Source organism: Acaryochloris sp. IP29b_bin.137, assembly GCF_028285745.1.
Classification (GTDB): domain Bacteria; phylum Cyanobacteriota; class Cyanobacteriia; order Thermosynechococcales; family Thermosynechococcaceae; genus Acaryochloris.
The window spans coordinates 1-5,809 of the sequence record NZ_JANQOP010000302.1 but is presented as its reverse complement, the minus strand read 5'-3'; the positions used below and the strand labels follow the sequence as shown (position 1 = coordinate 5,809).

The window sequence follows — 5,809 nt, the reverse complement described above, 5'->3', positions numbered from 1 at the left end:
TATCTATTTAGGAGAAATCATGGCTAAACCAATCTGTTTAGTTACTGGGGTAGGCGATGGTACTGGAACTGCAATTGTCCGTCGCTTTGTTGAAGGAGGTTATCGGGTCGCGATGATTGCCCGCAATCGAGATCGCCTCCGCCAACTTGAACAGGACATGGCCGACATTAAAGCCTATGTCTGCGACGTTGGCGACTTAGATGCACTGCTCGTCACGCTCAACCGCATTCGTACAGAGATGGGTTCTCCCTCTGTCCTCATTCATAATGCGGTTAGAGCTACCTTTGGTACCTTTCTAGAAGTACATCCTGAAGAGCTAGAGCGAAACTTTCGGGTAAATACCACCTCATTGCTTTACCTTGCCCGTGAACTAGTTCCCAATATGATGGAGAAGGGAAAAGGAACCATCATCATCACTGGGAACACCGCCGCCCACCGAGGAATTCCGTCCTATGCTTTGTTCGCTCCAACCAAAGCTGCACAGCGGATCTTGGCTCAAGCCTTAGCTCGGGATTTGGGACCAAAGGGTATCCATGTGGCTTACATTACAGTTGATGCGGTGATCGACACCCCTTGGTCAACTAACTTACCTGTTCAGGGCCTGGCGACTGAACCACTAAACCAGCACTCAAGTCAGTCTAAAGACTTTTTCTGCCAACCTGTAGATATTGCTGAGGAGGTGTTTCACATCACTCATCAATCACGCTCTGCATGGTCGTTTGATGTGGAAATTCGCCCATTTGCTGAAAAGTGGTAAGCAATGCCTAGCACCTTCTTAATCAGAGGAACCATCTCATGAACGACTCAACTTAATGGCTTCTCCTGATCTACCATCAGTACCTTGGTGTTCCCACTGACCTAAGTATAAGACCTACACCTCCCGTCCAGTCCTTCAAACGGCTCTACTTCGGGCATGATTGAAGCGTAATCTGATTACAATTTCATGGGTGAGTTAAATGGTATCGCTAGAGGTTTTTCTGAGCGCTTGTCAGCAGTGGTACCGAGAAGTGGAGCTTCAGAGCTTATCTTAGAAAGTTAACATCACACTCTTTTATTTCTCTTTACGATAGAAAACCTTGTAAACACACCGTCGCTCATTGGAAATAATATGTTCAGTTCGCTCAACAACTACATCTCTTCCTAAAACCGTCTGAAACACTTCTAGTTCTTGAGAACAGAAACCAGTACAAGCAGTTGCTGCGGCACAAATTGGGCAGTGATTTTCGATGAACAGGAACACATCATCTGGCAAGGATTGCACTTCAGCCATATATCCTTCCTCTGTTCGCAGATCTGCCAATAATTCCAATCGCTGCCTTAGGGACTCTTGAAGAGAAAGCGGGGGTAAATAAGCTGCAATTTGTTGAGAGGTTCTAATCGTTAAGAGACGATCCAGTCCATCGTCTCCAAAGGCTTCCTTGACAGAATTGATGAGGTTGAGTGTCAACTCAGCATACCCATCAGGAAACAGACGATTAGCAGCAGACGTTAGCTGCCACAATTTCGCTGGACGTCCTTTTGGCCTGGGTTCCTCAGAATAGGTAACTAAGCCCTCCTTTTGCAGTTCATACAGATGCTGACGGACAGCCATTGCTGTGACCCGCAAGTGCGAAGACATAGCCGCTGCATCGATAGGGCCTTCTTGCTTGAGCAAGTGAATAATGGCTAGGCGCTTACGAGTATTCGTGGACTCAGAAGTAGCTTGTTTACTCATATTAAGAAAATAAAGAAAAATCTTGACAAAGTCAATTTAAGCCCAATAAGCTGTCTTTTATAAAGAAAAAACTTTATAAATAAAGCGAGAGGTTGCAGACATGGTTTTACACAGTAAACAAATGGAAGCTGCCAAGCATTATCAGCAATCAGTCTGTACTGTTTGTGGGTACAACATGATTGGTGAGATGCCCGATATCTGCCCGTTCTGTGGAGCCCGACACGATAAGTTTGTCCCTTCGGACAAGGCAGAACAGACCTATCGCGTCACACCGCATCGCGTCAATGACTACGTTACACAGTTGCGCTCTGTGCCGCGTCTGGGTTTAGAACACGCTGCTTATCGCATTGAAACCAGTGAGGGTGCGGTCTGGATAGATTGTCCGTCTGCTTTCAATTCAGATTTGAAGCCAGTGGAAGCTATCTACTTCACCCACAAAGATTTTATGGGTGCATCCAATCAGTATCGTGAACTCTGGAACGCGAAGGTTTACCTACACACTCTGGATGCAAAAAATCCATTGGCGAAACCATTTCCAGTGGATTGTAAATTTGACAATGACTTTACTGAGCATGGCATTGAAGCATTCCATATTGGTGGACATACACCAGGCTTTACCCTATACATCTATGACAAGGTACTGTTTATCTGTGACTATGCTTTTCCCCCAGGGCCGAGGATGCGTCTCAACCCATTTGGGCCACAAGATGAAGTACGTAACCGGGCAGCACGAATACTCCAAGTTATTGACGAGCGACCGATAGAGATTGTATGCGGCTTTAACTACGTCACTGAATTCATTCATTGGCGAGAACATTTCAAACGCTTGCTGAAGTAAGTTAACTCAACAGAAAGATTACTGATTGGATTAGCAGTGGTATTCACATGGGATTTTTTAGTCTTGAAGTACAAAAAAACTTAGAGCTGAATAATGAACCTTTTTTGATTCCATGATGTATTTCCTTGGGCTTAAACAGTCCAAATTATGAGCATTCATCTGTGCTGTAAAATCCTCATTTTTTCATTCGGAAAAATTCATTAATTCCGAAGAGCATACAGGCAAGCGATTTATGTAAAACCGAAACTCTCATACGAGATGAGCCTGCTGATCTAACTTACAAAGACAACTAAAGATATTAAATCTAGGAAATTCAACACCTGTTGGAGCAAATTATGAGTACATTAGAACATGTAAATATCACCGTTCCCGATATTGATGAAGCAATTAAGTTCTTAAAAACTGTTGCACTAGACTTCCAAGTCAGAATTGATAAAAAACCACCAGAAAGTATTCGCTGGGCTCATATCGGCAACAATGATTATTACTTTGCACTACAAGAACCTCATTTAGATTCAGTGGCAGAAGAACCAAAACAAACCTATAAAAATTATGGTGTCAATCACATTGGGATCGTAGTAGAGGATTTATCCGTGGTAGAGGACAGACTAGTAGAAGCAGGATACAAACGAGGTATTTCTACTCCAATAGAGAAATATAGAAAGCGTCTTTACTTCTATGACAGTTTTGGCTTCGAATGGGAACTAATTGAGTATTTATCGGGCAAACCCAGTGAAAAATATCTTTATGAAGAACTGGTGTAATGGGGTAGCATTTTCATTTCTATTTCACAATATGCATTCAAGACTTGGCATTAGGCTAATACCCTTGAGTACACGGGGAATAGAGAATACTATTAGGGTCACCTCTACCTTTGCTATCTAGAACAGTGCCCTGGATGATTAGGGAACTCGTTCATTCTCAAAAGCTAGGGCAGGGGTAAACTCAAAAACGACCCCAGAATCATAGGAGTCTATTTGAGTTGAGGTTGATTATTTGGGGTTCGCAGGGTACTTTCAAAAATTTGGGTACTAATATGCCACTGCGCCATCCATTCGTGAGAGAAGCATAATGCCTCAGGTATCCGATGCTATCGTTCGTCCCATGCGAGATGACGAGCGACAAAATGTGCATGCCCTGATGCGTCGGGCTTTCCCACTTCTTGACCAATGGGCCTTTTCATGGACGCCATATGTTCTAGTCGCTGAGCAGGGTGGACAACTTCAAGGAGCGATTGTCCTCAAACTATTCACCCTTCCCCGCAATCGCCAAGCAGGTTCGATTGCCTGGGTATTTACAGCACCAGAGGTCCGTGGCCAAGGATTCGGTCAACGTCTCATTGAGGCTGGAATCAACTTCTTCGAGCAGCAGGGGTGCGATCAGATCCTAACCACTGTTGAGGGCTTTAATACAAGTTCAAGCAAGCTATTTGCCACGCGCGGGTTCAAAATACTACCTCCTGAAGACCAGTTCAGACGTTACGGGTTAGCAACATTAGTTGTGTGGGCAAAGCTCTCTCATTATTTTGATCTGGGTCACTTCTTATGGGCACGTCCTGTTGCACCAGCAGTAGATAGTCCCTCTCTGCAATGGTGGAGTACCATTACCGCCAATTCTTTGATTGGGCTATTGATGCTGTGGCGAGCTAGCGGTTTTAGAGCCTTTCATCCAGAGATGTGGCTGGTTCTACCAGGAATATTCTTAGTTCTGTTTGGCCTGCGACATCTGGGCATGTGGTTAACAGCACATCGACAAGGGCTAACGGTGCGGTTTCGAACCTGGGAGTCTGGATTTCTGCTCAGCATAGCAATCACACTACTCTTTCCTGGGGCAATCTTCCCGATTCCCGGTAGCCTCTATCCAATAACACATCAATGGCGATATCGAGACTTGCTTCCCCAGTTAGGTTGGATGGCAGTGGCCGGAACCCTTCCAGTATTGATCCTTGTATGGGGAGTCTGGGTCTTGGGTGAGTTGAATGAACCATTACCTTATGTGAGAGCTTGGCTGGAAGCCGTGCTCTTAGTAGGCAAACCCTTGGTTCTTTTCGATATTGCTATGCCATTTTTCCCGTTTGTCAGTTTTAATGGGCGGCGATTGTGGGACTGGAACAAAACTGTTTGGGGTATTTTGGCGATGGCAACAATCACAATATTTCTGGTTTAGACCTGAATTTTCTATACGAGGTATCCAGGCTAGAGGATTAGGGAATTGCAATCAACGCCCTTCAAGAAACGAGGTAAATGCCGTGAAACAAGAATCTCCGGCTATATCTGAAGGATTAGAGGGAGAGCGTCAAGTTTCTTGGCAAACTCACGCAAGGCTTCATGGTCCGCGAGGATGATGGCTTGTTTACGGATGGCGATGGCTTCCTTTGACTGCATCGCCCAGACTGGGAAAAGGGCTTGCGACTGGGGTCATGAAGGCAAACGAGCAATCATTTCAATCTCCAATTGCAACTCGGGTCCAGCTAGAGCGGCAACGCCCACACCTGTGAGACTCGGCTTAGCACCATCGAACATGGCCAGTAGATGTGGCATCAACTCTTCTATGCGATCAGGTGTCAGATCTACCATGTAAATTCGCACCATAACGAGGTCCTCTGACGAAGCACCGACGGCATCGAGAGCCGCCTTTGCATTCTTGACAACAAGTTCTGCCTGTCCTGTGAGACTATCTGGAACTGCTTCACCGCTAGATTGCCAAGCAACCTGCCCTGAAATGAAAGCAAGCCTACCTGGTTCCATGATTGTTATCTGCGAGTAGCCAAATGCAGATGCATCGGGCAAAGAAGCTGGGTTCAGATAAGTCAGTGATGGTGCCATAAATGAATTTCTCACAAGTCTTGGATAAAGGGGATCTAAAAATAGCGAGAATGCAACTACCACAAAGTTCCTAATGGTCTTGCTACATAACCCTAACTACAACCGAGTTTAATTCAGACAACTCCAACTTGTTCAGGCTCGGTTCTCGTAGCGTCATGGCAGACTTTAACGGGGGTGAACTTACCACAGATGTGGGTCCTCTGTTGATCAAGTAGTTCAATAAGCTTAATAAATTCTCACATTATTCACCTTTGCCTCGTAGGCTCTGAGACATAGTCCATAAACCAAGACTGCTATCCAGTAGTTTTGTCAGGAGGTATCCATGATGAGACTTAAGGTGATTTATGGAAAAGAACTCACCTCTGTTTTGGTCAACTCTAATCGCTAGAAATTAGTCGAGATATAGGCCAACAATGACACCTCTATAAGCCC

At 45.1% G+C, this 5,809-nt stretch carries 6 protein-coding genes; 4 read left to right on the top strand and 2 right to left on the bottom strand.

The window, feature by feature from the left end; translation table 11 throughout:
- Positions 1-757, top strand: a 757-nt coding sequence (locus Q0991_RS21230; RefSeq protein ID WP_299492324.1) for an SDR family NAD(P)-dependent oxidoreductase, incomplete at its 5' end; no start/stop codon positions are given.
- Positions 758-1,051: 294 nt separating this feature from the next.
- On the opposite strand, the gene Q0991_RS21225 is transcribed toward Q0991_RS21230, so the two are convergent.
- Positions 1,052-1,714: a metalloregulator ArsR/SmtB family transcription factor gene (locus Q0991_RS21225; RefSeq protein ID WP_299492322.1), complete on the bottom strand. Its 663-nt coding sequence runs from the start codon at positions 1,712-1,714 to the stop codon at positions 1,052-1,054.
- Between the two features lie 100 nt (positions 1,715-1,814).
- Between Q0991_RS21225 and Q0991_RS21220 the strand changes: the two genes are divergently transcribed.
- The 3 genes from Q0991_RS21220 to Q0991_RS21210 all read left to right on the top strand — a co-directional run bounded on the left by Q0991_RS21220 (position 1,815) and on the right by Q0991_RS21210 (position 4,718).
- Positions 1,815-2,552, top strand: coding sequence for a rubredoxin-like domain-containing protein (locus Q0991_RS21220; RefSeq protein ID WP_299492320.1), 738 nt, complete (start codon positions 1,815-1,817; stop codon positions 2,550-2,552).
- 335 nt (positions 2,553-2,887) lie between these two features.
- On the top strand, positions 2,888-3,316 hold the full coding sequence (locus Q0991_RS21215) for a VOC family protein (RefSeq protein ID WP_299492318.1): 429 nt from the start codon (positions 2,888-2,890) through the stop codon (positions 3,314-3,316).
- 307 nt (positions 3,317-3,623) lie between these two features.
- Positions 3,624-4,718, top strand: coding sequence for a GNAT family N-acetyltransferase (locus Q0991_RS21210; protein ID WP_299492316.1), 1,095 nt, complete (start codon positions 3,624-3,626; stop codon positions 4,716-4,718).
- Between the two features lie 251 nt (positions 4,719-4,969).
- Here the strand turns inward: Q0991_RS21210 and Q0991_RS21205 are convergent, their stop codons facing one another.
- Positions 4,970-5,377 carry a RidA family protein gene (locus tag Q0991_RS21205; protein ID WP_299492326.1) on the bottom strand — a complete coding sequence of 136 codons (408 nt, stop codon included), beginning with the start codon at positions 5,375-5,377 and terminating at the stop codon, positions 4,970-4,972.
- Between the last annotated feature and the right edge of the window lie 432 nt (positions 5,378-5,809).

What these genes read in the sequence shown, in the direction of transcription:
- Q0991_RS21225 (WP_299492322.1), bottom strand. Translation starts at nt 1,714, where the DNA reads ATGAGTAAACAAGCTACTTCTGAGTCCACGAATACTCGTAAGCGCCTA.
- Q0991_RS21220 (WP_299492320.1), top strand. Translation starts at nt 1,815, where the DNA reads ATGGTTTTACACAGTAAACAAATGGAAGCTGCCAAGCATTATCAGCAA.
- Q0991_RS21215 (WP_299492318.1), top strand. Translation starts at nt 2,888, where the DNA reads ATGAGTACATTAGAACATGTAAATATCACCGTTCCCGATATTGATGAA.
- Q0991_RS21210 (WP_299492316.1), top strand. Translation starts at nt 3,624, where the DNA reads ATGCCTCAGGTATCCGATGCTATCGTTCGTCCCATGCGAGATGACGAG.
- Q0991_RS21205 (WP_299492326.1), bottom strand. Translation starts at nt 5,377, where the DNA reads ATGGCACCATCACTGACTTATCTGAACCCAGCTTCTTTGCCCGATGCA.